The organism is Streptomyces sp. NPDC001858 (assembly GCF_053594615.1).
This window is the reverse complement of the sequence record NZ_JBSFEV010000021.1, coordinates 57,638-81,206: the sequence shown is the minus strand read 5'-3', so window position 1 is coordinate 81,206 and position 23,569 is coordinate 57,638. Positions and strand designations below refer to the sequence as shown.

Here is a 23,569-nt window from a genome sequence, read left to right as displayed (position 1 = left end):
CAAAGCCGGAGGCCACGCCCGCCGCGGAGGCGGAGTCCGAGGCCGAGCCGGTCGTCGCGGCGAAGCCCGAAGCCGAGCCCGAGGCCGCCGCCGCAGCGGAGCCGGAGGCGACGCTCGCCGCCGAGGCCGAGCCGGTCGTCGCGGCGAAGCCCGAAGCCGAGCCCGAGGCTGCCGCCGTGGCGGAGCCGGAGGCCGCGCCTGCCGCCGCAGCGGAGCCCGAGGCAGCGCCCGCGCCCGCCGCCGTGGCGGAGTCCGAGCCCGCGCCCGAAGCCGAGCCTGAGCCCGTCCCCGCGCCCGCGCCCGCCGCCGAGGCGGAGCCCGAGGCGGGCGGGGCCGGAGGCACGCCGGAGGCGGAGCCTGCGGCGGCCGTCGAGGACAAGGCGGCTCCTGCCGCCTCCGTCCCCACCCCCGTCGCCGCGGTCGCCGATGGCGGGGACGCCCCACAGGGGCCACCCGCAGTCGACGACGAGACCGTCACGGGTGGTGCGGGTGGGGGCACTGGGGCCGAGGGCGGAGCCGAGGCCCAGGAGGAACGCGGCAGCGTCGAGCTTCCCGGCGGCCTCGCGACCGCCTACGACGCCGCGGCAGCAACCCTCGCCAAAACCCACCTCACCGACGCCCGAGCCAAGCTCTACCTCGTCCTCGACCGCTCAGCGTCCATGCGGCCGTACTACAAGGACGGTTCCGCCCAGGCCCTCGCCGAGCAGACTCTCGCCCTCGCCGCCCACCTCGACCCCGAGGGCCCGGAGAAGACGAAGGTCCACGTCACCTTCTTCTCCACGGAAGTGGACGGCACCGGCGAACTCACCCTCGCCGACCACGAGAACAAGATCGACGACCTGCACGCAGGGCTGGGCCGCATGGGCCGCACCAGCTACCACGCCGCCGTAGAGGACGTCCTCACCCAGCACGGAAAGGAAGCCCCCGGCACCCCCGCCCTGGTCGTCTTCCAGACCGACGGCGCCCCGGACGCGAAGACCCCCGCCACCCAGGCCCTCACGGACGCCGCGCAGGCCCACCCCGCGGTGTTCTTCTCCTTCGTCGCCTTCGGCGACCCGGAGAACAAGGCGTTCGACTACCTCCGCAAGCTGAAGCTGGCCAACACGTCCCACTTCCTCGCCGGCGAGACCCCGCGCGAGCTCACGGACACGGAGGTCTACGAGGGCATCCTGGCGAACTGGCGCCCGTAGCCCCTCGCTCCTCGGCCGCCCGTCTCCCACCCCGTAAAACGGGAGGCGGGCGGCCTACCCATGTCGGCTACGATTTCAAGTTCAAGCCCCACAAAAACAAGCCCCACAAAAAACCGACGCAACAACCGACTGGGAGCAGCCTCCGATGGCTCGACACCTCATCACCAGCGCCCTTCCGTACATCAACGGAATCAAGCACCTGGGCAACATGGTGGGGTCCATGCTCCCGGCGGACGTGTACTCCCGGTACCTCCGCCAGCGCGGCCACGACGTCCTCTACATCTGCGCGACGGACGAGCACGGCACGCCGGCCGAACTCGCGGCGAAGGAGCAGGGGCTCCCGGTCGCCGAGTTCTGCGCCCAGGCGCACGACGCGCAGAAGGCCGTCTACGACGGATTCGCACTCGCGTTCGACTACTTCGGCCGCAGCTCCTCCGCCCAGAACGTGGAGATCACCCAGCACTTCGCCCGCCGCCTGAACGAGAACGGCTTCATCGAAGAGCGCGCCATCCGCCAGGTGTACTCGCCCACCGACGGCCGCTTCCTCCCGGACCGCTATGTGGAGGGCACCTGCCCGCACTGCGGCTACGACAAGGCCCGCGGCGACCAGTGCGAGAACTGCACCCGCGTCCTGGACCCGACGGACCTGATCAACCCCCGCTCGGCGATCTCGGGCTCGACGGACCTGGAGGTCCGCGAGACCAAGCACCTCTTCCTCCTCCAGTCGAAGCTCCAGCACGAGGTCGAGGAGTGGGTCGCCCGGCACGAGGCCGACTGGCCGCAGCTGGCCTCCTCCATCGCCCGCAAGTGGCTCACCGAGGGCCTGCACGACCGCGCCATCACCCGCGACCTGGACTGGGGCGTCCCGGTCCCGGCCGACACCTGGCCGGAGCTGGCCGCGGACGGCAAGGTCTTCTACGTGTGGTTCGACGCCCCGATCGAGTACATCGCGGCGACGAAGGAATGGTCGGACGCGGCGCCCGCCGGTGAGACCAGGGACTGGAAGTCCTGGTGGTACGAGGCGGACGACACCGTCCGCTACACGGAGTTCATGGCGAAGGACAACGTCCCGTTCCACACGGTGATGTTCCCGGCCACGGAGCTCGGCGTGCGCGAGCCGTGGAAGAAGGTCGACTACGTCAAGGCCTTCAACTGGCTGACGTACTACGGCGGCAAGTTCTCCACGTCCCAGAAGCGCGGCGTCTTCACCGACCAGGCCCTGGACATCCTCCCGGCGGACTACTGGCGCTACTTCCTCATCGCCAACGCCCCCGAGTCGGACGACTCGTCCTTCACCTGGGAGCACTTCACCGCCACGGTGAACAAGGACCTCGCCGACACCCTGGGCAACTTCGTCAACCGCGTCCTGTCGTTCTCCAAGAAGCGCTTCGGCGACGAGGTCCCGGCGGGCAGCGCGCCCGGCGAGGCGGAGGCGAAGCTGGGCGAGCAGATCGCCGCGCTCCTCGCCGAGTACGAGTCCCAGATGGAGTCCCTCCAGTTCCGCAAGGCGGCGGCCGCGCTGCGCGCCCTGTGGTCGGCCGGCAACTCCTACCTGGAGGAGAAGGCCCCCTGGCTGGAGATCAAGACGGACAACGACGCCGCGGCCCTCACCCTGCGCACGGCGATGAACCTGATCCACCTCTACGCGGTGGTCTCGGAGCCGTTCATCCCGTCGTCGGCCAGGACCATGCGCGAGGCCTTCGCCCTGTCGGACGACACGGCGACCTGGATCACGGCGGACGAGGCCCGCGCCCTGACCGCCGTCCCCGCGGGCACCCCCTTCACCGTCCCCCCGGTCCTCTTCGCGAAGCTCACGGACGAGGACCTGGAGGCCTACAAGGAGCGCTTCGGCGGCACCGAGGGCTGACGTCCCCCTCCCTTTCCCCGCCAGGGCAGAACCTGGCGGGGAAAGGGAAGACGCAGAAGGAGAAGATGTAGAGGAAAAGGCGAAGGGCTTCCCCCCGCTCCGGCATGTTCTCGCCAAGCCGTATGGTTTCCGCCATGGCAGTCCCCGAGGTCATTCCGATCGCCTATGAGCCGAAGCACCGCACCGAGTCCATCGGACGGTACGCGGACGGCCAGTTCCTCGCGTCGGTCACGTACGCCTTCCCCCAGGGCTTCCGTCTCGACGACGGCTGGGAAGAACGCAAACGCCTCTACACCGTGCTGCACACCTTCGACGCCGCGGGCCACTACCGCGCCTCGGACATCTGGTGTGCCGGCACCTGGGCCGAGCAGCAGCGCAACCCGCACGGCGAGGACTCGGTCCTCACCCGCGCCCGGGTCCGCCTGGCGACCCTGCTGCGCAGCCTGCCCCGCCGCTCCTACACGGACATCGCCATCCGCCCCTTCCAACTCACCTACGAGAACGTCCTGTTCGGCCTAGTGATCCGCAAGGACGACGAGGCCGAAGACGAGGACTGGGCAGAGCTCTACCCGGACCGCCTCGCCTTCGGCGCACCGTGGAACGGCACGTACGACACCTGAGCCGACCGCATCTGAGCCGACGGTCCCTGAGGCGACGTCACGTCAGGTCTCCCGGCTGTCCTCCCGACGGGCGCGCCGGGCACGGATCCGGCTGACGACGACCCCGGCGACGGCGAGCAGCAGGCCCGCCATGAGCGAGCCCAGGAACTCCGGCAGGGCGTCCCGTACCAGCGAATGGGCCGCCATCGGGGCCGGCCCGAGTGCGCAAAGGAACGAACGGTACCGCAGTGTCGCCCCGCATCGGCCGCTTTGGCCGGGTTGAGCCGCACGCGTCCACGTCCGCCGTAGCTTGAACATATCGCCCCTTTGAATGAAGTGGGTGGGAGAGACCGGGCCGTCGCGGACCACCGGGCAGCGGGAAGCGCGGCCCGGTCTCGTCACACACCGCCGGTACTGACCGGCCGGTCTCTCCAGAAGACACCCACGAACAGGGGCACTGACGCGTATGACGGGGCAGATCTTCCGTCAACGCGCTCTGACACGCGCCCCTTCGCGCCGTCTGCCGAACGGCTGACATATGGGATGCTCCGGGCTGATCGATCTGACACAGCCTTGACAGTTGAGGAGCCGCGGCCATGACGGCAGGGTCGCCGGACGCGCACGAGCCATCGGGCGCACTGCAACGCCTCGCACGGGAGGTGGCGGCCCTGCGGGCAGCCGCCGGAGGCCCGTCGCTGCGCGAGCTCGCGGACCTCGTCCACGAGAACAAGCAGGGCGATCTCCCGGCCACCGCCAGCTACGAGAGCGTCAGAGTCATCGTCAAAGGCCGGCAACGCACCCGGTTGGACACGCTCAAGTCCGTGGTGCTGCAGCTGCTGCGGATGGACGGCACGAGCCGGACCCCGGAGCAGGAACAGGCCGCCTGGGCGCACTACGAGACGTTGTGGTGCGACGCGCTCCGCGAGGCGAAGTCGGGGGCGACGCCGGAGACCACCGCCGCAGCCCAGCGGTTCGCCGCCAGGCTGCGCACGGCCGTCCTGACACCGTTGGGCGGCGACCACGCCGTCATCGGCGACCGGCTGCGGGAGCTCCTCCGGGCCGGTGAGCCGGACGACGGGGTGGCCCCGGCCGCGCTGTCCGCCGTCGCCCAGGGCACTTTGACACCTCGGCCGCGTGAAGTGGCGCTGCTCCTGGACCTGTTGGCGCAGGACGGCCGTCCGCTGAGCCGGGCGGACCGGCAGGCCCTCATGCTCGACTACCTCGACCTGCTGAAGCGTTCCGCTCCCGAGCTGCACGACCGGTTCATGACGGACGAACTGCTGGACGCCTACCGCTGCCACTCGGCCGCCGAACGCGCGGAACGGCTGCGTCAGAAGCAGTCCCACAAGGCCAACGAGGCCCGTCTCGCGGCGCGTCTGAAGCGGGTGGAGAACGAACGCGCCGAGGCCAAGGGGGAGCTGGTCACCATGCGGGAGGAACGCGACCGGCTCGCCGCGCTGGCCATCCCGCAGCAGCCCCAGCCCCAGGCCACCGCTCCCACTCCCACGCCCGCCCCCGCTCCGGAGCCGATCGCCGAACCGGCCATCGCCGCACTGCCCCCATGGGAGAGCCTCGCGCCGCTCCCCTTCGTCGCGGACATCATGGACCCGCACGCGCAGTACGGCTACTCCGCGTCGTCAGCCTGGGACCCGAACCAGTGGCACCACCCGGGCGACGGCTACTTTCACCACTCTGACACTTACCACTCCGACACCTACGACCCCGGGTCCTGGACGGCCACCCCGTGGGCCGCCACGACGCCCTACCTGGTGACCGAGTACGGCGTCACTGACGTCACCGCGCCGCCGTACGTGCCCCCCGCCCCGCGCCGGCGCCTGGTGATCGCCCGTTTCCCGGCGGCCGCGCTGCCGGAGGTGCCGAGGAGCACACCGCCGGCCGAGCCGCAGGCCGTGCCGCCGGCCGCCCCGCCTGCCGTGCCGCCGCCTCCTCGCAAGCTCCGGCGTGCGCTGGCGGCCGTCTTCCGGCGGGGCGGCGACGGACGCCACCGCAACGAAGGGGGCGCGTAAGAGCTACGAGGCGGTGAGGACGCCCGCGCCCGTCGTGGTCGCCAGCGCGGTCGGCAGGTTCTTCGCCGAGGTCTCCAGGCCCGTCGTGAGGGTCGGGGTCCAGTTGACCGTCGTCTTCAGGTCCTTCGACGAGGCGGCGTTGTACGCGGCGACGACGTCCGTGACCGTGCCGTTGACAAGGTTGCCGGAGCCCTTGACCGAGCCGGTGCCGTCGCCGCTGAGCAGCTTGGCGACCTTGCCGCCGGCCGGCACCTTCCAGTAGTTGTTCTCGGCGACGACCTGGGCCTTGGCGCGCGAGTTGATGCTGTACTGCGTCGCGTAGCCGTTGAGGGTCGTGACGTCGTAGAAGTTGTTGTAGATGTGCACCTGGCCGACCCGGGCCAGCGGGGCGCGCTGGACGATGCCCTTCCAGATGTTGTGGTGGATGGACACGCGCAGCTTGCCGGCCGGCTCACTGTCGCTGCTGCCGATCAGCATCGTCTTGTCGTGGTTGGTGAACTGGTTGCGGGACACCGTCACCAGGTCCGAGCTCTTGGTGATGTCCAGGGCGCCGTCGTGGATCTGGTACTCGCGGCCGAAGTACTTCGGGTTGGCGCTGTCCAGGTGGGGCGCGTCGGTGAACGTGTTGTGGTCGGCCCACACGTGGGTCGCGCCGCGCAGGGTCACGGAGTCGTAGTTGGAGTTCCAGTTGCCGTCGTCGCCGTCGGTCGGGTCCCACTGCGGGAAGCAGTCCTCGGTGGCGGCGAAGGTCAGGTTGCGCACGACGACGTTGTCCACGCTCTGGATCTGGAGCATGCCCCCGGAGATCCCGGCGGCCGTGCCCGGCACGCCCACGATGCTCGTGTTGGCGGGCACCTTGAAGACGATGTTCTTCGCCTGCTTGGTCTGCGCGGCGGCGCGCGCCTTCTCCTGCGTGCCGGAGGGCAGCTTGGAGGTGCCGTAGGAGGCGGGGTCGTACGCCTTCAGGTACGCCGAGAGCGAGTAGCCCGTGCCCGACGCGTAGTTCGCGCAGGTCAGCTTCTTGCCCGCGTCGTCCGTGTTGGCGTCGATGGTGCCCTTGATCTTGATGATCCGCGGGGTGGTGTCGGAGGCGGAGCCCAGCGCCTTCACCAGCTGCGCGCGGGTGGAGACCGTGAAAGTGTGCGCGGCGTCGGCCTTGGCGCCACCGGTCGTGCCCGTGCCGGACGAGGCCCAGCCGTCCTTCGCGGCAAGCGTCTGGTGGTACAGGTCGACGGTCCCGGCGTTCGCGTTCATCACGACGACGCCCGCGCCGACGCCCGCGGCCACGACGGCGGCGGAGAGCACGAGGGCGCGGCGCGAGCGGAGGGACCGGCGGTGGGAGGTAGCTGCCACGGGGGATCCTTACGGGGAGAAGCGGGCTTACGGCCTTTCAGTGGTCGCCGCCGGATGAAGAGTTGCCGCCCGTCAAGAATTTTCTCCGCCGACCCGCGCCGCGCCTCCCCCGCTCAACGCCTTCACGATTCCCTCACGGGCCCCTTAGGGTGCCGCGAGGGGGGCAAACGCCGCCCATGGGGACGAACTTGGGGGACATCCATGGCACTTTTCGGGAACGCCCATCCGATCGATCCGGCGCAGGCCCAGCAGGACTACGCGCGGCTGCTGGGGCAGGGCGAGCAGGTCCAGGCCGCCTTCCTGCTGATCCGGGACACCATCATGTTCACGGACCGTCGGCTGATCCTCGTCGACAAGCAGGGCATCACCGGCAAGAAGACGGAGTACCACTCCATCCCGTACCGCAGCATCACCCACTTCGCGGTGGAGACCGCCGGCACCTTCGACCTCGACGCGGAGCTGAAGATCTGGGTCTCCGGCTCGTCGATGCCGATCCAGAAGACGTTCACCAAGGGCGTGGACATCTACGAGGTGCAGGCGATCCTCACGCAGTACGTGGCGAAGTAGCCACCGGTCCGAGCGCCGCGGGGGCTGCCGGTGTCACTGGCGGCTCCCGCCCGGACCGCCGCCCTGACCGCCACCGCCGCCGGCGCCACCGCCGAACCCGCCGCCCTCGGGGGCCTGGCCGGCCGTCGCCGTCCCGATCTGCTGCGCCGAACCGAGCGTGCCCGCCTTCGCCGCGAGCCCGCCCGTGCCGTCGGCCCCGGCGCCGGTCGGCGCCGATCCGCCGGAGTGGATCCGGTACTCCTGCCCGGACTTGATCGCGGACGACGAGAAGACGACGTTCTGGATCTGCTTCGACGTGACGTACGTGGCGACGACCTTGCCGTCGGCGTCGACCACGTGCAGGGTCGTGCCCGCCGGGACGGAGGAGTCGAGGGTCGCCGACAGCCAGCCCTGCGCCGAGTCCTCGTCGGGGGCGACGACCATGCTCGCGCTGCCGGCGGCGAGCAGCGTGCCTCCGCTCACCCGGAAGTCCCCGTTGACGTCGAGCGCGCCGTTGCCGCCCCGCTGGGGGCCGTTGACGACGACCGTGCCGCCGGTGATCTCGGCGGTGCCGTTGGAGTCGAGGCCGTCGCCCTCGGAGTCGACGAGCAGAGTGCCGCCGCTGACCGTCAACTTGAACGCGCCGACGCCCTCACCGCCGCCCCCGCCGCCCGGTCCGCCGCCTCCCCCCTCCTGGGAACTCCCGCTGCTGCCCGACGCGTTGATGCCGTCGTCGCTCGCGACGAGCGAGACCGCGCCGCCGCTCACCACGATGTCGGCGCCCTCCAGGCCCTCCTGCGCCTTCGTGACCTTCACCGTGCCCTTGTCGATGACGAGGTCGCCCTCGGCGTGCACCCCGTCGTCGCCGCTCGCGGCCGACACCGTGGCCCCGGCGAAGTGGACGGCGCCGTCGCTGTGCACGGCGTCGTCGGCGGCGTCCAGCGCGATGGTTCCGCCTGCCAGGACGCCGATGACGCCGGCCTTCAGCGCCTTCGCCGAGACGTCGTCGTCACCGTCGTCGTCGCCGTCGTCGTCGTCGGAGGATTCGACGCCGCTCCCGCCTCCGCTGCCGACGGTCAGCCGACCCCCGGTGACGACGAGGTCGGTGGCCGCGTCGACGCCGTCGCCCTCGGCGGTGACGTCGACCGCGCCGCCCGCCAGGGACACGTATCCGGAGTCGGCGTCGTCGGCGTTGTCGGCCTTGAGCCCGTCGCCGCCCGCGTCGACGGTGAGGGTGCCGCCCTGGACGACGAGGTAGTCCTTGCCGCGGACGCCGTCGTCGGCGGCGGTGACCCGGACCGTCCCGGAGGCGAGGACCAGCCCGTCCTTGCTCGCGATGCCGTCGGCGCCGTTTCCGTTCACGGTGAGCGTGCCGGCGCCCGCGATCGTCAGGTCGCCGGCGCTGAACAGTGCGGCGTTGACCTCGACGTCGTCGGCGTAGGAGTCGGCGTCGGAGAGGGTGTTCGCGCTGCCGTCGGCGAGGACCACGACCAGCTCGTCCACGGCGGTGGCCGCGACGGCCGCACCGCCGGAGCTGGAGATCTTCGCCCCGTCCAGGAGCAGCTTCACCGTCGCGTCGGGCGCGTCGACGACGATCCGCCCGTCGGTGAGCGTGCCGCTGAGCCGGTAGACGCCGGCGGCGGTGATGGTCACCGTCGAGCCGTCGGCCTTCGCGCCCGCGCCCGCGCCCGCGCCGCCGACGGTGGCCGAGTCGCCGTCGAGCGTGATGTCCACCGCGTCCGATACATCGGCGACGCCGTCGGCGTCGTGGGCCTTCTTGTTCGCGGCGAGCACGGCGGCGGCGGACTGCGTGCCGTCGACGGCGACGCCGGCGGAGCTCGACGCGGACGCCTCCGAACCGCCGTCGGCCTCCGCGGAGCCGCCCGACGAGCAGCCGACGAGCGCGGCACAGGCGAGTGCGGCGGAGGCCAGCGCGGCGGAGGCGAGGCCGACGGCCGACTTCCGCCGAACCTTTGTTCGGATGCTCATACGGGGCTCCCGTCGAGGGCGGTGGGGAAGTGGCGCCGCAGGACCGGCAGCCAGCGGTGGGCGGGGAGTTCGGGGCGCAGGGCGGCGAGGCCGGTGCCGTACTTGGAGACCGTGCAGGGCCGGTGCCCGAGCGACCACAGCAGCCGGTCGGCCCCGGACCCGGCCCGTCCGGCCTTCGTCTCGACGACGACCCGGTCGGCCGCGCCCAGCGCCCGGGATCCGTCCGGCAGCGCCCAGACCAGCCCGGTGTCGACGGTCAGCCGACTGCCGTCGTCGGGCAGCAGCAGGGTGGTGCGCCGGTACGTCGTGGTCAGCGCGGGCCGGAGACGGAAGCCGCGGGAGTCGATGCCGGCGGAGGCGAGGACGGCGTCGACGAAGGCGCGACCGGCCCTGTCGAAAGCGCCGTCGCTGCCCTCGCAACCGTCGTACGGGATCCGTTGCTTGACGGTCGTGCCGCGCGGGCCGCGGGTCTTGACCTCCAGGAAGTCGAGCCCGGAGTCGAGGTAGCTGCGGATCCGCACCTTGAAGCGGCGCCGACGGCCGCGCGCCGCGCCCAGATAGGCGTCGAGCTGCGGGGTGTCGAAGTAGCGGGAGCGGTACCCGAAGTCCCGCTCCCCGTCGATCTCCAGGACCCGTGCGTCCGTGTCCAGCCCGCCGAGCACGAACGGCAGGTCGGCGAGGGGGAGTACGTATTTGCGGTCCAGCCGGGTCAACAGCTCGGCCTGTGCGACGAGTTCGTCGAGTCCGACGGGTCGCAGGGCGCCGACGGCCGCGCCGACGGAGTCGAGCGCGGTCACGCCCGCACCCCGGGACGCGACCGCGCGGGCTCCGCGGCCGAGGGGTCGGCGACGGCCCGCGCCGCCTTGGCCGGTGTCACGTATCTGACCTCGACCTGGGTGATGTCGTTGACGAGGTCGATGCTCATCACGGACAGGTTCACCACCCGCCCGCCGAGCAGCACTTCGAGGTGCGCGCGCAGGGCGTCCTCGTCGGTGTACGCGGAGTCGAGGCGCAGGCTGCGCGAGCGGTGCCGGGCGAACAGGCGGGGGTGGTCGGCGACGAACAGCGTGCCGACGATCAGCGCCGTGAGGGCGACGGGCAGCGCCGTCGTGTCCTCGGGGATGCCGTTGAGCAGGCCGATGGCCAGCGCCGAGAAGTAGTAGGCGATCTCGTGCTGCGCGATCTCGTACGACCGCAGCCGGATGATCGACAACACCCCGAACAGGCCCATCCCCAGGCCGATGCCCACCGAGGCGGAGCTCAGCGTCATCGCCACGGCGAGCACGCCGACGTTGATGCCGAGGAACGCGGTGATCATGTCCCGGCGGTGGTGGCGCGGGAAGTAGACCCCGAAGACCAGGACGGAGATGGCGACGAGGTCCGTGACCACGAGGACCGTTTGGGTGCTCATGACACGACCATGGGAGAACTTCCTGTGCCCCGCCTTGGAGAAGCCTTAAGCGACTTTGAGAAGCGCGGAGAAACCCTTGGGGCATTCTTTTCTGCTACGACTGCCCGGTGGATCTCATCGAGCAGCACCTGCGCCTCCTCGTGGACGTCTTCCGTGTGCCGTCCGCCCCCTTCTCGCTGGCCGGCGGCTACGCCCTGGAAGCCCACGGCCTGCTCCGACGCCCGCACGCGAACGTGGACCTGGCGACGGAGAGCGCCGAGCCGATGACGGAGATCGCCCGGACGCTGGGAGAGGAGCTGACCGGCCTTGGGCGTGAGACGACCGTCCAGGACACGGACCCGCTGTCGGCGCGGCTGACCGTGCTGGATCCGGAGACGGACGTCGTGCTCCACCTCGCCCTCCACAAGGAGACCCTGTGGAGCCCGCCCGTGCCGACGGTCTACGGCGAGACGCTGTCGCTGCCGGACGCGGTGGGCACGAAGATCCGCGCGCTGTACGACCGCGGTCTGGCGGTGGACCTGATCGACGCGCGGGCCGCGGCGGCCCGCTTCAGCCACCCGGACCTGGAGGAACTGGCCCGCCGGCATGCGCTGGACGCGTTCGATCTGCCCACGCTGCAGACCCGGCTGGAGGGCACGGACCACTACCCGGACACGGCCTTCACCCGGTACGGCCTGACGGAGCCCGACATCGTCGACCTGCGGGCGTGGGCCCAGTCCTGGTCGACGGACATCGCGGAGCGACTGCTGGAGGAGGGGGCGTCACCGGACGAGTGACCGGGACGCCCCCTGCCGCGTATCAGCTGAGCAGCTCAGCCGGCCGATTCACCGGCCGATTCAGCTTGCCGAGGCAGAAGCGGTCGCGGACTCCGTGCTGGACGCGCTCGGCTGGGCGGCGTCGTCGGTGCCGGTGTGGGTCGCGTCGGGCTCGACGCCCATGGTGATCGACCCGATGACGCCCTTGGCGATGTTCTTCTTGTCGTACTTCAGCTTGAGCAGACCGCCCTGGACGCCGCTCTGGTCGTAGATCGTGTCCTCGGTGAGGGTCGTGCGCTCGGTGGTGCTGGTGGAGTACGGCTCCACCGCGGCCGAGAGGAGCACGGACTCCTCGTCGAAGAAGAACTGACCGGTGTGGCAGGTGTTCCCGCCCTCGTAACCGGCGTCGGTCCACTCGCCGTTGACGTGCACCTTGGTGTGGATGTGCACGGTGCGGCCGCGGTACCAGCCCGGGAAGATCGTCTTGAAGGTGACCTGGCCGTGCTTGTCGGTCTTCCAGGTGCCGCGCAGGTAACGCTCGTCGTCGGTGGGCTCCTCGTGCCCGCCGCCACCGCCGCCGGCCGGCGGCTCACCGGTGGGGGCGCCGGTGGGGACGTCGGTCGGAGTGCCGGTCGGAGTGCCGGAGGGCGCGTCGGTCGGCGGGGTGCCGCCCCCGCCGCCGGTGGAGAGGCTCTCGTAGCCGGAGTAGATGCCGAGCGCGTCGCAGTGCCAGACGTCGACGGCGGCGTTCGCGATGGGCTTGCAGGTCTCGGAGTCGATCACCTTGAGGGCGAGGGTGAGCGGGATGCCCTCCTTGTCCTCGGTGATGTCCCGGCGGATCTTGTCCGCGTCGATGTAGTACGGGCCCTCGGTGGTCTCGGAGGTGAGCTTGTAGCACTCACCGGCGCTCGCCGAGGCCTTGGCGGGCTTGCCCGCCGCCTTCTTCTCCCCGGCGAAGGCGCCGGCGGCGAGGGCGCCGCCCGCACCGACGGCGACCGCCGCGCCCGCACCGGCGACGACGACCTTACGGCGGGTCAGATCACGCTTGTGCTTGGGACCTTGCCGGTCGTCCGCGACGCTCTGCTCGTTGTCGTTGTTCTCGATGTTTCCCGTCATGAGCGCGAAACTAGGAGGCGGCCCTGTCAAAGCCGTGGGAAAGGCCTGTGGAATTCCATGGGCGGGCAGAAAGGCGTCGGACGGCGGCCCGTTTTCGACCGACTCATGATATTGAATTCGCCAAGGCCAGCCTTACCTTACTGAATTCCGGGTCGGGTTCCCATGCCGCCCGCGCCGTCCGCAAATGGTCCAGGCCCTCCTTCGCCACCCGGGTCACCTCCTCGTACTCCGCCGCCGTGCGGGCCTGCGCCAACCGGGCTCGCGCCGTGCGATGGCACTCCGCCGCACTGGTCAGCGCCTGGCCCGCCGTCGCGTCCGCCCGCGCCCAGGCCCGTACGTCCGGGGGCACCAGGCCGCCGCCCAGCCGGACGAGCCAGTGGTTCGCCTCCGCCTCCGCGTCCAGCTCGGACGGACGCCGGCCGCGCTGAGCACGCCGCTGAGCCACCACCCCCACCACCGCCCCGACGATCAGCAGCACCGAAAGCATGATCATGAACCCCGTCGATCCCATCGACCCGATAGATCCCATGGATCCCATAGACCCCATCGCCGGCTTCCTCTCGCCTCTGCCTGCCCTCTTCCCCTATGAGACGACGGACCGCTGTGGGCGTACCCCGGGATTCCTGTGCGCTTCCGGTGAGGGCTCCGCGCGGGCGCGGAGCCCCCGGCTGAGCTACGAGGCCGAGGCCGAAGGAGATGCCGACGCCGATGCGCTGGGCGCCGGTGGGGTGTCCTGGCCGTCCTCCGTCGCGTCCGGGTCCACGCCGACCGTGATCGACCCGCGGACGCCCCTGGCGATGTCCCGCTTGTCGTAACGCAGCTTCAGCAGACCGCCCTGGACGCCGCTCTGGTCGTAGATCGTGTCCTCGGTGAGGGTCGTGCGCTCGGCGGTGTTGCTCACGTACGGCTCCACCACCGCGGAGGCCAGCACCGACTCCTCGTCGAAGAAGAACTGACCGGTGTGGCAGGTGTTCCCGCCCTCGTAACCGGCGTCGGTCCACTCGCCGTTGACGTGCACCTTGACGTGGATGTGCACGGTACGGCCGCGGTACCAGCCGGGGAACACCGTCTTGAAGGTGACCTGGCCGTGCCGGTCGGTGCGCCAGGTGCCCCGCAGATAGCGGGTGTCGTCCGTGGGCTCCGCATGGCCGCCGCCGGGAGGCGGGCCGCCCGTGGGCGCCCCGGTCGGCGGCTCGCCGGTCGGGGGCTCACCGGTCGGCGCGGGGCCGCCGCCTCCGCCGCCGTTGCCCATGTCCTCGTAGCCCGAGTACACGCCCGCCGCGTCGCAGTGCCAGATGTCGACGGCCGCGTTCCGGACCGGCTTGCAGCTCTCGGAGTCGATCACCTTCACGGCCAGGGCGAGCGGAATGCCCTCGCGGTCCTCCGTGACATCGCGCCGGAGCTTGTCGGCGTCGATGTAGTAGGGGCCCTCGGTGGTCTCGGTGGTGAGCCGGTAGCAGACGCCGTCCTCGGCCGGCGGCGTGCCCCCGCCGCCTCTGCCGCCCCGGCCGCCGTCCTTGCCGAGCGCGTCGGCCGCGAACGCGGTGCCGCCGAGACCCGCCACGGCGATCCCGCCCGCGCCCACGGCGACGACCTTGCGACGCGTTAAGTCCTGTTCACTGTGTGGTTTCTGAGTTCCCGTCATGAGGCCCGGACGTTAGGGACGGAACCTGTCAGGAGCATAAGGAAGAGCTGTCATTTCCCGTGGAAAACGAATGTGGCCCGGAACCGACGTCGGTTCCGGGCCACATTCGTTTTCCTGCGGGTACTACTTCGGCTGCGGCTTGCGCACCGAGAGGTGCAGCTCCCTCAGCCGGGCCTCCTCCAGCTCCGTCGGCGCGCCCATCATCAGGTCCTGGGCGTTGCCGTTGAGCGGGAAGGCGATGGTCTCGCGGATGTTCGGCTCGTCGGCGAGGAGCATCACGATGCGGTCGACGCCGGGGGCGATGCCGCCGTGCGGCGGGGCGCCGAAGCGGAAGGCGCGCAGCATGCCGGCGAACTTGTCCTCGACGGTGTCGCGGTCGTAGCCAGCGATCTCGAACGCCTTGAGCATGATCTCGGGCTCGTGGTTGCGGATCGCGCCGGAGGACAGCTCGACTCCGTTGCAGACGATGTCGTACTGCCAGCCGAGGATGTCCAGCGGGTCCTGGGTCTCCAGGGCCTCCAGACCGCCCTGCGGCATCGAGAACGGGTTGTGCGAGAAGTCGATGCTCCCGGTGTCCTCGTCCTTCTCGTACATCGGGAAGTCGACGATCCAGCAGAAGCGGAAAACGCCCTCCTCGAAGTGCCCGGCGCGCTTGGCGGCCTCGACCCGCACCGCGCCCATGATCTTCGAGACCTCGTCGAACTCGCCCGCGCCGAAGAACACCGCGTGACCGGCGGCCAGCGACAGCCGCTTGGTCAGCTCGGCGACGTTCTCCTCGGTGAGGAACTTCGCGATCGGGCCGGTCAGGGAGCCGTCCTCGGCGACCCGGACCCAGGCCAGACCCTTCGCGCCCTGCGAGACCGCGAAGTCACCGAGCTGGTCGAAGAACTTCCGCGGCTGCGCGGAGACGTCCGGCACCGGCAGGGCCCGCACATGCTTGCCGGCGAAGGCCTTGAACTCCGAGCCCTCGAAGACGTCGGTGATGTCGACGAGCTCCAGCTGGGCTCGCAGATCCGGCTTGTCGGAGCCGTACTTCAGCATCGACTCGCGGAACGGGATCCGCGGGAACGGGGAGGTGACATGGCGTCCGCCGCCGAACTCCTCGAACAGCTCGGTCATGAGCTTCTCGATCGGCTGGAAGACGTCCTCCTGCTCGACGAAGCTCATCTCGACGTCGAGCTGGTAGAACTCGCCCGGCGAACGGTCCGCACGCGCGTCCTCGTCACGGAAGCAGGGCGCGATCTGGAAGTAGCGGTCGAAGCCCGAGATCATCAGCAGCTGCTTGAACTGCTGCGGAGCCTGGGGGAGGGCGTAGAACCGGCCCGGGTTCAGCCGGGACGGCACGACGAAGTCCCGCGCGCCCTCGGGGGACGTGGCCGACAGGATCGGCGTGGCCATCTCGTTGAAGCCGAGAGCCGTCATCTTGTGACGAATCGCGGAGATCACGGACGTACGCAGCAGGATGTTCTTGTGCATGCGCTCGCGGCGCAGGTCCAGGAAGCGGTACTCCAGACGCCGCTCCTCGTTGACCCCGTCCTCGGCGTTGATCGTGAAGGGCAGCGGGGCGGCCGCGCCGAGCAGCTCGACCTCGCCGACCTCCACCTCGATCTCGCCGGTCGCCAGCTCCGCGTTCACGTTCTCGGTTCCACGGGAGACGACCTTGCCGTCGACGCGGACCGTCGACTCCTTGGTCAGCTTGTCGAGAGCCTCGTACGCGGGTGTGCCCGGACGGGCGACGAGCTGCGTGATGCCGTAGTGGTCGCGCAGATCGATGAAGAGGATGCCGCCCAGGTCGCGCCGATTGTGCAGCCAGCCGCTCAGCCGGACGTCGGTGCCGACGTCAGAGGCGCGGAGCTCGCCGCAGGTGTGGGACCTGTACCGATGCATCGTCGTTCATCCAGTCTTCGCGGATCGGGGGCATGTGCGGGGCGTTTTACGTGAAACGTGGGGTGGGCGGGGGGCCGCCGTCGGCCCTGTTTCACGTGAAACAACCCCCAGCGTACCGGGCAGCCACTGATCGACCCTCCCCCATACCGGCCCGGCGATCAGTGGCACTCTTCGTTCCCATCTTCCTAAAGTGGGGCAATGCGCACTGGTGAGCCGCTGCCCGCCGTGGGGGAGGTCCTCGCCTCCCTCGCGACCGGTCTCTGGCACTGGGACACCGCCACCGGGCTGGTCACGGTCGACGCCGAGGCAGCCCGGCTGCTCGGGCTGCCCGCGAAGCAGGCGGTCCTCACGGAGGCCCAGACCCGGGCCCGGCTGCACCCGGTCGACTGGAACGAGATCACCGGAGTGGTCCAGCTCGCCGTCGCCGAGGGCACCCTCGCCGAGGTGCGGATCCGGATCATGGACGACCAGGGGCAGGTCGTCCGGGTCGTCCGCAGCCGCTCCAAGCCGTCCTTCGACCCGGCGAAGAAGGTCTACGAGCTGATCGGCACCCTCCAGGAGGTCACCGAGCCGACCCCGGGCACCGCCGCCGGACGGACGGCCGTCACCGGCGACTGGCGGCGCTCCCGGGAGGCGTTCCTGCTGGACGCGGGCCGTGCGCTGGCGGAGGCGCGGTCCACGGAGGAGGTGCTGCGGGTCGCGGCGGCCCTGTCGATGCCGGGCTTCTCACCGGACGGACTCGCCGTCTTCGGCGTGGAGGGCGAGCGGCTGACGATCATCGGCCACCACGGGCAGGAGCCCGGCGACGAGGGCCCCTTCAGCCAGATGTCCATCCATACGGACTATCCGGCCGCCGAAGTCGTGCGCAGCGGCCAGGCCGTGTATCTGTCCTCCCCCGAGCAGTACAAGGAGCGCTATCCGCTCACCTGGCCGCTGGCCGAGCACTTCGGCCGCCGCTCGTGGGCGTTTCTGCCGCTGACCGTGGCCGGTCGCACGATGGGCGCCTGGATGGCCGGTTTCGCCTACCCGGTCGCGTTCACCCCGGACGAGCGGTCCGTGCTGACGACGGTCGCGCGGATGCTCGCCCAGGCCCTCACCCGCGCGAGCGCGGCGGAGACCCAGCGCGAGCTGACCGACGGCCTGCAGCGCTCCATGCTCCCGAGCCTCGGCCCCGAGATACCGGGCATGACGCTCGCCGCCCGCTATATACCGACCGGCGGCGGCCTCCAGGTCGGCGGCGACTGGTACGACATGATCCCGCTGCCCAACAGCAGGTTCGCCCTGGTCATCGGCGATGTCCAGGGCCACGACGTCCGCGCGGCGGGCCTCATGGGGCAGCTGCGCATCGCCCTGCGCGCCTACGCCTCCGAGGGCCACCGCCCCGACGCCGTCCTCTCCCGCTCCTCCGCCTTCCTGCACGGCCTCACCGACAAGGAGGGGAGCGCCGCCGACCTGCGCTTCGCGACCTGTCTGTACGTCGAGGTCGACCCGGTGAGCGGAGTCCTGGAGACCGCCAGGGCCGGCCATCTCGACCCGGCGGTCCGGCTGGCCGACGGGACCGTACTGGTCCGGGCCACCGCCGGCGGCCTGCCGCTGGGCATCGATCCGGACGCCGACTACCCCACCACCCGGCTCGTCCTGGAACCCGGCGAGGCGCTGATGATGTGCACCGACGGCCTGCTGGAGACCGGCGGCCACGATCTGGACACCGGCTGGCAGCGCATCCGCAAGACCCTGGAGACGCACGAGGGCGACCTGGAGGAACTGGCGGACGCCCTGGTCCAGGCGGTGCACGGCCCCTCCTCGCACCACACCACCGGCCCGCTGGCCGACCGCCGCGAGGACGACATCGCCGTCCTGCTGCTCTGCCGCCAGGGCGTGGGCGGCTGCGGTCCGGGCGCGGCCCCGCCGGTCGCGCCGCCGGTGCGCCGCTCGATGCTCACGGTCGCGCAGGCCGAGCCCGAGCGGATCGCGGTGGCCCGGCAGCAGCTGCGCGAGCTGCTGCACGACTGGACCTGCGAGGACCAGCTCGACTCGGCGGTCCTGCTGGTCTCCGAGACCCTGACGAACGTCCTCGTCCACACCGACGCCGACGCCCTGCTCGTCGCCGAGGTCATCGGCCCGCCCGGCGAACGCCGGCTGCGCGTCGAGGTCACCGACACCAGCGACGACCTCCCCCACAAGCGCCGCCCCGGCGAACTGGCCTCCTCGGGCCGAGGCCTGGTCCTCATCGAACTCCTCGCGGACACCTGGGGAGTGGCCCCAAGAGGCGAAGGCAAAAGCATCTGGTTCGAACTCCACGAACCCGACGAGCCTGAGCAGCCCTCCACCAATCCTTTCGGATGAACATCCTTGCCACACACGTGCGTTACCTCTGCATATGCCTACCTTTCGAGGCGGAGGTGATGCTCGATGTACGAGCAGAACGACACACTGCCGCCGAACAAGTCGGCGGCGCAGCAGGACGCGATCGACATCAGCGACTTCGTCTTCGCGGCGACGGGGGCGCGGGTACGAAGGCTGACCACACCGGACGGGGAACACTGGTTCCCGGCGATGGACGTGGCTAAGCATCTCGGCTACGCAAACACGCGAGATGCCGTGCAGAGCGCGGTCTCACAACAGCACACAACAACGTTCGGCGATATTGCACGCTGCGTCGGTGTGAGCGACGCAAGGCGCAATATCGCAGGTCACGGCTTCCGCACAACGATGAGGTTGGTGAACCTACAGGGTCTCATCGAGCTCGTGAACAGCTGCATGAAGCCGGAGTCGCAGCCCTTCAAGACCTGGGTCGCCGGAGTCATCGCCACCATCCAGCGCGACGGTTCCTACGCTCTGGAACCGGCCGCCGTACAGCCCACCCCCACCGGCAGTACCGCCTACCTCATGCCCCATCAGGTCGCCGACGCCATCGTGCGCCTCGAAGTGAGGAACATCCAGGCCGACGAGCTGCTGGCCGCCTCCCAGAAGGAGCAGACCTTTCTCCTGCGCCAGATCAGCGCCAGCCAGGACGTGATCGCCCGCAGCCAGAACACGATCGCCAAGGCGCTTGTGGAGATCGCCCAGACGCTCAAGAGCCACCAGCCGGAACCGAAGAAGACACCCAGGAGCCGGCAGCCGGGACAGAAGTTGACGTCCCAGCAGCTCCTGGCCGACTGGCAGGCGAAGAAGCTCGTCTTCACCGAGGACATCCACGCGGTCGCGGCCTATCTGGCACCCGCGCTCGTTCTCGGTGAGGCCTGCTACCGCATCGAGGTGATCGCCACCCGCACAGGGCTCTCCGAAGCTCGCGTCCACGACTGCCTGCGCACCCTGCTCAAGCGCGGCTGTATGCGGCAGACCGGATGCTCTCCTGACGGAGCGCCCGTCTACGTGCTGCCGTAACCCGGTAGGACCGGACACATGACAGGGCCCGAAGTCGCAAGACAAAGTTGCGGCTTCGGGCCCTGTCGTAACGTACCGGAACTTACGCGCCCTGCGGGCCGCCCTCGCCCATTCCGTGGACCGCCGGGATCGTTCCGAGGCGGCCCTTCTGGAAGTCCTCGAACGCCTGCTGCAGCTCGTCCTTGGTGTTCATGACGAACGGGCCGTAGTGGGCCATCGGCTCACGGATGGGCTGTCCGCCGAGGAGGACGACCTCCAGGTCCGGCGTGTGGGAGTCCTGTCGCTCGTCCGCACGGACCGTCAGCGAGGAGCCCGCGCCGAAGACCGCCGTCTGCCCCAGGTGGATCGGACGCCGGTCCGCACCGACGGAGCCCTTGCCCGCCAGCACATACGCGAGACCGTTGAAGTCCTCGCGCCACGGAAGGGTGAGCTCCGCGCCCGGCGCGAGCGTCGCGTGGACCATGGTGATCGGGGTGTGGGTGACGCCGGGCCCGGCGTGGCCGTCCAGCTCGCCGGCGATGACGCGCAGGAGCGCGCCGCCGTCCGGGGTGGTGAGGAGCTGGACATGGCCGCCCCGGATGTCCTGGTACCGCGGGGCCATCATCTTGTCCTTGGCCGGCAGGTTCACCCACAGCTGGAGCCCGTGGAAGAGACCGCCGGACATGACCAGCGACTCCGGCGGCGCCTCGATGTGCAGCAGGCCCGAGCCGGCCGTCATCCACTGGGTGTCGCCGTTGGTGATGGTGCCGCCGCCGCCCTGGCTGTCCTGGTGGTCGAAGATGCCGTCGATGATGTAGGTGACGGTCTCGAAGCCGCGGTGCGGGTGCCAGGGCGTGCCCTTGGGCTCGCCCGGCGCGTACTCCACCTCGCCCATCTGGTCCATCATGATGAACGGGTCGAGGTGGCGGTAGTTGATGCCGGCGAACGCACGGCGTACCGGGAAGCCCTCGCCCTCGAAACCGCTGGGAGCGGTCGTCACGGCGAGCACAGGCCGTGCCACGGCGTCCGCCGAAGCGGTGACGCGCGGCAGGGTCAACGGGTTCTCGACGGTCACTGCAGGCATTGTCCGTACCTCCTTGGGCGGCGTGCGTCCCACTTTAGTTGAGTGTTGAACTTTCTGCCACCCGTAACGACGGAAGCCCGGAGGACATTCCCCCGGGCCACACGATCGATCTTGACGAGTTCTGGGCGGTGAGCCCCGGGACGATCCCCGGTCGCACCCTCAGCCGTACATCCGCCGCATGGCGAATTCGACCATTTGTTCGACAGCCTTGGCATCGAACACCATCCGATGCTCGCCCTCCATGTCGAGGACGAAGCCGTAGCCGGTGGGCAGGAGGTCGATGACCTCCGCACCCGTGATCACGAAGTACTTGGACTCCTTGCCCGCGTACCGGCGCAGTTCCTTGAGGCTGGTGAACATCGGGATCACCGGCTGCTGGGTGTTGTGCAGGGCGAGGAAACCGGGGTTGTCGCCGCGCGGGCAGTAGACCTTGGACGTCGCGAAGACCTGCTGGAAGTCCTCCGCGGCCAACTGCCCGGTGGTGAAGGCCCGTACCGCGTCCGCGAGGGACGGCGGCGAGGGCTCCGGGTAGAGCGGCGGCTGCTGGCCGTACCCGCCATGAGCGCCGGGCATTCCCTGCTGCGGCGGCGGGGCGTACTGCTGCTGCGCGCCGCCCCCGTCCATGGGCTGGCCGTATCCGTACATGAGCACAAGCGTACCGAGGCGGGTCCGACCCCGGGCGAGGTAGACCCTTCTCACACTTGGCCGAGTAGGGGTTGCGACTTATTACCGACGGGTAGCATCATCGTAGCCACTTGCTACTTGTCGGTACGTGAACGAAACAGCGCGAGGATCCACGAGTGCCTCGCCCATCCCTCTCTACGGATCATGGAGCCGTCGCCATGGGGCACTACAAGTCGAATCTCCGCGACATCGAGTTCAACCTCTTCGAAGTACTGGGGCGCGACAAGCTGTACGGCACCGGCCCGTTCGAGGAGATGGACACCGAGACCGCGAAAAGCATCCTCGACGAGCTGACCCGCCTCTCGGAGAACGAGCTGGCCGAGTCCTTCGCCGACGCCGACCGCAACCCGCCGGTCTTCGACCCGGAGACCAACACCGCGCCGGTCCCCGCGTCCTTCAAGAAGAGCTACCAGGCGTTCATGGACTCCGAGTACTGGCGGCTCGGCCTGCCCGAGGAGATCGGCGGCACCACCGCCCCGCCGTCGCTGATCTGGGCGTACGCGGAACTGATCCTCGGCGCGAACCCGGCCGTCTGGATGTACTCCTCCGGCCCGGCGTTCGCCGGCATCCTCTTCGACGAGGGCAACGACGTCCAGAAGAAGATCGCGCAGCTCGCCGTCGACCGGCAGTGGGGCTCCACGATGGTCCTCACCGAGCCGGACGCCGGCTCGGACGTCGGCGCCGGCCGCACGAAGGCGGTCCAGCAGGAGGACGGCTCCTGGCACATCGAGGGCGTCAAGCGCTTCATCACGTCCGGCGAGCACGACATGTCGGAGAACATCATCCACTACGTCCTCGCCCGCCCCGAGGGCGCCGGACCCGGCACCAAGGGCCTGTCCCTCTTCATGGTCCCCAAGACGCTCTTCGACGTCGAGACCGGCGAGCTGGGCGAGCGCAACGGCGTCTACGCCACGAACGTCGAGCACAAGATGGGCCTGAAGGCCTCCAACACCTGCGAGCTGACGTTCGGCGACCGGCACCCCGCCAAGGGCTGGCTGATCGGCGACAAGCACGACGGCATCCGCCAGATGTTCCGCATCATCGAGTTCGCCCGCATGATGGTCGGCACGAAGGCGATCTCCACGCTCTCCACCGGCTACCTCAACGCGCTGGAGTACGCCAAGGAGCGCGTCCAGGGCCCCGACCTGGCGAACTTCATGGACAAGGCCGCGCCGAAGGTCACCATCACCCACCACCCCGACGTGCGCCGCTCGCTGATCACGCAGAAGGCGTACGCGGAGGGCATGCGCGCCCTCGTCCTCTACACGGCCTCCGTCCAGGACGCGATCGCCGTCAAGGAGGCGAACGGCGAGGACGCGAAGACCGAGCACGCGCTCAACGACCTGCTCCTGCCGATCGTCAAGGGCTACGGCTCCGAGAAGGGCTACGAGCAGCTCGCGCAGTCGCTCCAGACGTTCGGCGGCTCCGGGTTCCTCCAGGAGTACCCGATCGAGCAGTACATCCGCGACGCCAAGATCGACACCCTGTACGAGGGCACCACCGCGATCCAGGGCCAGGACTTCTTCTTCCGGAAGATCGTCCGCAACCAGGGCGCGGCGCTCAACTCCCTCGCCGAGGACATCAAGGAGTTCCTGGCGCTCGGGACGGGCGGCGAGGAGCTGTCCGCGGCCCGCGAGCACCTGGCGAAGGCGGCCGTCGAGCTGGAGGGCATCGTCGGCCTGATGCTCACCGACCTCGCCGCCACCGAGCAGGACGTCAAGAACATCTACAAGGTGGGCCTGAACACCACCCGCCTGCTGCTCGCCTCCGGTGACGTGATCGTCGGCTACCTGCTCCTCAAGGGCGCGGCGGTCGCCGCCGAGAAGCTGGAGACGGCCGCGACGAAGCCCGTGTCCGCCAAGGATGCGGCGTTCTACACCGGCAAGATCGCGGCGGCGAAGTTCTTCGCGGCCAACGTCCTGCCGGGCGTCACGCTGGCCCGCAAGATCGCCGCGAACGTCGAACTGGACCTGATGGAGCTGGACGAAACGGCCTTCTGACCCACGCCCCGGTCCCGCCCCGCCCCGCCACCCGGACCCGTTCCGGGATC

Annotated in this window: 20 protein-coding genes; 9 read left to right on the top strand and 11 right to left on the bottom strand. The window is 70.1% G+C overall.

The features are described 5' to 3' along the window. The 3 genes from ACWCPF_RS26830 to ACWCPF_RS26820 form a co-directional block, all read left to right on the top strand. Nucleotides 1-1,190, top strand: a 1,190-nt coding sequence (locus ACWCPF_RS26830; protein WP_451047651.1) for a VWA domain-containing protein, incomplete at its 5' end; no start/stop codon positions are given. A 145-nt stretch (nt 1,191-1,335) separates the two neighbouring features. Further along, nucleotides 1,336-3,057, top strand: coding sequence for a methionine--tRNA ligase (metG, locus tag ACWCPF_RS26825; protein ID WP_451047650.1), 1,722 nt, complete (start codon nt 1,336-1,338; stop codon nt 3,055-3,057). A gap of 134 nt (nt 3,058-3,191) precedes the next feature. After that, nucleotides 3,192-3,677, top strand: coding sequence for a hypothetical protein (locus ACWCPF_RS26820; protein WP_451047649.1), 486 nt, complete (start codon nt 3,192-3,194; stop codon nt 3,675-3,677). Between the two features lie 42 nt (nt 3,678-3,719). Here the strand turns inward: ACWCPF_RS26820 and ACWCPF_RS26815 are convergent, their stop codons facing one another. After that, a complete protein-coding gene (locus ACWCPF_RS26815) occupies nt 3,720-3,863 on the bottom strand; it encodes a hypothetical protein (protein ID WP_451047648.1) in 144 nt (47 codons plus the stop codon). Between the two features lie 389 nt (nt 3,864-4,252). Between ACWCPF_RS26815 and ACWCPF_RS26810 the strand changes: the two genes are divergently transcribed. Further along, entirely contained in the window at nt 4,253-5,683 is a 1,431-nt protein-coding gene (locus ACWCPF_RS26810) for a hypothetical protein (protein ID WP_451047647.1), read from the top strand. Nucleotides 5,684-5,686: 3 nt separating this feature from the next. On the opposite strand, the gene ACWCPF_RS26805 is transcribed toward ACWCPF_RS26810, so the two are convergent. After that, nucleotides 5,687-7,036, bottom strand: coding sequence for a pectate lyase family protein (locus tag ACWCPF_RS26805; RefSeq protein ID WP_451047646.1), 1,350 nt, complete (start codon nt 7,034-7,036; stop codon nt 5,687-5,689). Between the two features lie 201 nt (nt 7,037-7,237). On the opposite strand from ACWCPF_RS26805, the gene ACWCPF_RS26800 reads away from it, so the two are divergent. Then, nucleotides 7,238-7,603: a PH domain-containing protein gene (locus ACWCPF_RS26800; protein WP_451047645.1), complete on the top strand. Its 366-nt coding sequence runs from the start codon at nt 7,238-7,240 to the stop codon at nt 7,601-7,603. A 33-nt stretch (nt 7,604-7,636) separates the two neighbouring features. Here the strand turns inward: ACWCPF_RS26800 and ACWCPF_RS26795 are convergent, their stop codons facing one another. Genes ACWCPF_RS26795 through ACWCPF_RS26785 form a run of 3 tightly spaced genes read right to left on the bottom strand, consistent with a single transcriptional unit; the run spans nt 7,637 to nt 10,982 of the window. After that, on the bottom strand, nt 7,637-9,571 hold the full coding sequence (locus ACWCPF_RS26795; RefSeq protein ID WP_451047644.1) for a carbohydrate-binding domain-containing protein: 1,935 nt from the start codon (nt 9,569-9,571) through the stop codon (nt 7,637-7,639). Next, entirely contained in the window at nt 9,568-10,368 is an 801-nt protein-coding gene (locus ACWCPF_RS26790; RefSeq protein ID WP_451047643.1) for a VTC domain-containing protein, read from the bottom strand. The genes ACWCPF_RS26795 and ACWCPF_RS26790 overlap by 4 nt, the downstream gene beginning before the upstream one ends. Next, nucleotides 10,365-10,982: a DUF4956 domain-containing protein gene (locus tag ACWCPF_RS26785; RefSeq protein WP_451047642.1), complete on the bottom strand. Its 618-nt coding sequence runs from the start codon at nt 10,980-10,982 to the stop codon at nt 10,365-10,367. Before ACWCPF_RS26785 ends, ACWCPF_RS26790 begins: the two co-directional genes overlap by 4 nt. A gap of 107 nt (nt 10,983-11,089) precedes the next feature. On the opposite strand from ACWCPF_RS26785, the gene ACWCPF_RS26780 reads away from it, so the two are divergent. Beyond that, nucleotides 11,090-11,758, top strand: a complete 669-nt coding sequence (locus tag ACWCPF_RS26780; protein WP_451047641.1) for a hypothetical protein — start codon at nt 11,090-11,092, stop codon at nt 11,756-11,758. 60 nt (nt 11,759-11,818) lie between these two features. Here ACWCPF_RS26780 and ACWCPF_RS26775 read toward each other — a convergent pair whose 3' ends face one another. The 4 genes from ACWCPF_RS26775 to aspS all read right to left on the bottom strand — a co-directional run bounded on the left by ACWCPF_RS26775 (nt 11,819) and on the right by aspS (nt 16,385). Further along, nucleotides 11,819-12,853, bottom strand: coding sequence for an intradiol ring-cleavage dioxygenase (locus tag ACWCPF_RS26775; RefSeq protein WP_451047640.1), 1,035 nt, complete (start codon nt 12,851-12,853; stop codon nt 11,819-11,821). Between the two features lie 103 nt (nt 12,854-12,956). Beyond that, nucleotides 12,957-13,346, bottom strand: coding sequence for a hypothetical protein (locus tag ACWCPF_RS26770; protein ID WP_451047639.1), 390 nt, complete (start codon nt 13,344-13,346; stop codon nt 12,957-12,959). Nucleotides 13,347-13,526: 180 nt separating this feature from the next. Then, entirely contained in the window at nt 13,527-14,498 is a 972-nt protein-coding gene (locus ACWCPF_RS26765) for an intradiol ring-cleavage dioxygenase (protein ID WP_451047638.1), read from the bottom strand. Between the two features lie 123 nt (nt 14,499-14,621). Beyond that, nucleotides 14,622-16,385 carry an aspartate--tRNA ligase gene (gene aspS, locus ACWCPF_RS26760; RefSeq protein WP_451047637.1) on the bottom strand — a complete coding sequence of 588 codons (1,764 nt, stop codon included), beginning with the start codon at nt 16,383-16,385 and terminating at the stop codon, nt 14,622-14,624. Between the two features lie 198 nt (nt 16,386-16,583). Here aspS and ACWCPF_RS26755 point away from each other — a divergent pair, with 198 nt between their 5' ends. Together ACWCPF_RS26755 and ACWCPF_RS26750 are read left to right on the top strand one after the other, a co-directional pair. Then, nucleotides 16,584-18,731 carry a SpoIIE family protein phosphatase gene (locus ACWCPF_RS26755; protein WP_451047636.1) on the top strand — a complete coding sequence of 716 codons (2,148 nt, stop codon included), beginning with the start codon at nt 16,584-16,586 and terminating at the stop codon, nt 18,729-18,731. A 66-nt stretch (nt 18,732-18,797) separates the two neighbouring features. Further along, nucleotides 18,798-19,772, top strand: a complete 975-nt coding sequence (locus ACWCPF_RS26750; protein WP_451047635.1) for a BRO-N domain-containing protein — start codon at nt 18,798-18,800, stop codon at nt 19,770-19,772. Nucleotides 19,773-19,854: 82 nt separating this feature from the next. Here ACWCPF_RS26750 and ACWCPF_RS26745 read toward each other — a convergent pair whose 3' ends face one another. Continuing rightward, nucleotides 19,855-20,835: a pirin family protein gene (locus ACWCPF_RS26745; protein ID WP_451047634.1), complete on the bottom strand. Its 981-nt coding sequence runs from the start codon at nt 20,833-20,835 to the stop codon at nt 19,855-19,857. A 159-nt stretch (nt 20,836-20,994) separates the two neighbouring features. Continuing rightward, on the bottom strand, nt 20,995-21,480 hold the full coding sequence (locus ACWCPF_RS26740) for an SseB family protein (protein ID WP_451047633.1): 486 nt from the start codon (nt 21,478-21,480) through the stop codon (nt 20,995-20,997). 197 nt (nt 21,481-21,677) lie between these two features. Between ACWCPF_RS26740 and ACWCPF_RS26735 the strand changes: the two genes are divergently transcribed. After that, nucleotides 21,678-23,519, top strand: coding sequence for an acyl-CoA dehydrogenase (locus ACWCPF_RS26735; RefSeq protein ID WP_451047632.1), 1,842 nt, complete (start codon nt 21,678-21,680; stop codon nt 23,517-23,519). Nucleotides 23,520-23,569 lie beyond the last annotated feature (50 nt).